The organism is Providencia burhodogranariea DSM 19968 (genome assembly GCF_000314855.2).
Classification (GTDB): domain Bacteria; phylum Pseudomonadota; class Gammaproteobacteria; order Enterobacterales; family Enterobacteriaceae; genus Providencia; species Providencia burhodogranariea.
In genome coordinates, this window is the sequence record NZ_KB233229.1 from 2,415 (window position 1) to 5,750 (window position 3,336).

2 rRNA genes are annotated in these 3,336 nt (G+C 50.5%); both read left to right on the forward strand.

Features of this window, described 5'->3' with window-relative positions:
- The first annotated feature begins 177 nt into the window (after positions 1–177).
- A 23S ribosomal RNA gene (locus tag OOA_RS19645) occupies positions 178–3,086 on the forward strand.
- A gap of 133 nt (positions 3,087–3,219) precedes the next feature.
- Positions 3,220–3,335: ribosomal RNA gene (rrf, locus tag OOA_RS19650) — 5S ribosomal RNA — on the forward strand.
- Position 3,336 lies beyond the last annotated feature (1 nt).

The following is a 3,336-nucleotide window of genomic DNA, read 5'->3' on the forward strand; positions in this document are numbered from 1 at the left end:
GCTCTTTAAAAATCTGGAACAAGCTGAAAATTGAAAACAACCACATTATTTATAGCTTAGATAATGTGAGAGTCTCTCAAAAAATCTCAACTTGAAGTGTTTATCAAGCACACAAATAAATGGCGTATAGCCATGATATTTCGTGTCGTCTGATAAAGAAACATCTTCGGGTTGTGAGGTTAAGCGACTAAGCGTACACGGTGGATGCCTAGGCAATCAGAGGCGATGAAGGACGTGCTAATCTGCGAAAAGCGTCGGTAAGGTGATATGAACCGTTATAACCGACGATATCCGAATGGGGAAACCCAGTGCAATACGTTGCACTATCGTTTGATGAATACATAGTCAAACGAAGCGAACCGAGGGAACTGAAACATCTCAGTACCTCGAGGAAAAGAAATCAACCGAGATTCCCCTAGTAGCGGCGAGCGAACGGGGAACAGCCCAGAGTCTTAATCAGCATTAGCATCAGGAAAACGGTCTGGAAAGTCCGGCAGTAAAGGGTGATAGCCCCGTATCCGAAGGTGTTAGTGTTGTGAACTCGACGAGTAGGGCGGGACACGTGTTATCCTGTCTGAATATGGGGGGACCATCCTCCAAGGCTAAATACTCCTGATTGACCGATAGTGAACCAGTACCGTGAGGGAAAGGCGAAAAGAACCCCGGCGAGGGGAGTGAAATAGAACCTGAAACCGTGTACGTACAAGCAGTGGGAGCCTTAATTTATTAGGGTGACTGCGTACCTTTTGTATAATGGGTCAGCGACTTATATTCTGTAGCAAGGTTAACCGTATAGGGGAGCCGTAGGGAAACCGAGTCTTAACTGGGCGAATAAGTTGCAGGGTATAGACCCGAAACCCGGTGATCTAGCCATGGGCAGGTTGAAGGTTGGGTAACACTAACTGGAGGACCGAACCGACTAATGTTGAAAAATTAGCGGATGACTTGTGGCTGGGGGTGAAAGGCCAATCAAACCGGGAGATAGCTGGTTCTCCCCGAAAGCTATTTAGGTAGCGCCTCGTGAACTCATCTTCGGGGGTAGAGCACTGTTTCGACTAGGGGGTCATCCCGACTTACCAACTCGATGCAAACTACGAATACCGAAGAATGTTATCACGGGAGACACACGGCGGGTGCTAACGTTCGTCGTGAAGAGGGAAACAACCCAGACCGCCAGCTAAGGTCCCAAAGTCATAGTTAAGTGGGAAACGAAGTGGGAAGGCTCAGACAGCCAGGATGTTGGCTTAGAAGCAGCCATCATTTAAAGAAAGCGTAATAGCTCACTGGTCGAGTCGGCCTGCGCGGAAGATGTAACGGGGCTAAACTATGCACCGAAGCTGCGGCAGCGATATGTAAATATTGTTGGGTAGGGGAGCGTTCTGTAAGCCTGCGAAGGTGACCTGTGAGGGTTGCTGGAGGTATCAGAAGTGCGAATGCTGACATAAGTAACGATAATGCGGGTGAAAAACCCGCACGCCGGAAGACCAAGGGTTCCTGTCCAACGTTAATCGGGGCAGGGTGAGTCGACCCCTAAGGCGAGGCAGAAATGCGTAGTCGATGGGTAACAGGTTAATATTCCTGTACTGGTGATAATTGCGATGGGGGGACGGAGAAGGCTAGGCTAGCCGGGCGACGGTTGTCCCGGTTTAAGGATGTAGGTGGGTGAATTAGGCAAATCCGGTTCACTATACACTGAGGTCTGATGACGAGTCACTACGGTGATGAAGTAGCTCATGCCCCGCTTCCAGGAAAAGCCTCTAAGCTCTAGATTATCATTAATCGTACCCCAAACCGACACAGGTGGTCAGGTAGAGAATACTCAGGCGCTTGAGAGAACTCGGGTGAAGGAACTAGGCAAAATGGTGCCGTAACTTCGGGAGAAGGCACGCTGGCACTAGGTGAAGTCCCTCGCGGATGGAGCCGAAGCCAGTCGCAGATACCAGCTAGCTGCAACTGTTTATTAAAAACACAGCACTGTGCAAACACGAAAGTGGACGTATACGGTGTGACGCCTGCCCGGTGCTGGAAGGTTAATTGATGGGGTTATCCGTAAGGAGAAGCTCTTGATCGAAGCCCCAGTAAACGGCGGCCGTAACTATAACGGTCCTAAGGTAGCGAAATTCCTTGTCGGGTAAGTTCCGACCTGCACGAATGGCGTAATGATGGCTAGGCTGTCTCCACCCGAGACTCAGTGAAATTGAACTCGCTGTGAAGATGCAGTGTACCCGCGGCAAGACGGAAAGACCCCGTGAACCTTTACTATAGCTTGACACTGAACATTGAGCCTTGATGTGTAGGATAGGTGGGAGGCTTTGAAGTGTGGACGCCAGTCTGCATGGAGCCAACCTTGAAATACCACCCTTTAATGTTTGATGTTCTAACGTGGCCCCATTATCTGGGGTGCGGACAGTGTCTGGTGGGTAGTTTGACTGGGGCGGTCTCCTCCCAAAGAGTAACGGAGGAGCACGAAGGTTGGCTAAGCATGGTCGGACATCATGCGGTTAGTGCAAAGGCATAAGCCAGCTTGACTGCGAGAGTGACAGCTCGAGCAGGTACGAAAGTAGGTCTTAGTGATCCGGTGGTTCTGTATGGAAGGGCCATCGCTCAACGGATAAAAGGTACTCCGGGGATAACAGGCTGATACCGCCCAAGAGTTCATATCGACGGCGGTGTTTGGCACCTCGATGTCGGCTCATCACATCCTGGGGCTGAAGTAGGTCCCAAGGGTATGGCTGTTCGCCATTTAAAGTGGTACGCGAGCTGGGTTTAGAACGTCGTGAGACAGTTCGGTCCCTATCTGCCGTGGGCGTTGGAAGATTGAAAGGGGCTGCTCCTAGTACGAGAGGACCGGAGTGGACGCACCACTGGTGTTCGGGTTGTCATGCCAATGGCATTGCCCGGTAGCTAAGTGCGGAAGAGATAACCGCTGAAAGCATCTAAGCGGGAAACTTGCCTTGAGATGAGTCTTCCCTGACCCTTTAAGGGTCCTGAAGGAACGTTTAAGACTAAGACGTTGATAGGCTGGGTGTGTAAGCGTAGCGATACGTTGAGCTAACCAGTACTAATGAACCGTGAGGCTTAACCTCACAACACCGAAGGTGTTTTTAGAGAGATGAAGTTGTTTTCAGGTCGCATGAGAATGCGAATAAGCTTGTTCGAGATTAATTATCTGGTTTAGGGGCACTGAAAAGTGGCTTAGACGGGATAAAACAGAATTTGTCTGGCGGCAATAGCGCGGTGGTCCCACCTGACCCCATGCCGAACTCAGTAGTGAAACGCCGTAGCGCCGATGGTAGTGTGGGGTCTCCCCATGTGAGAGTAGGGAACTGCCAGACA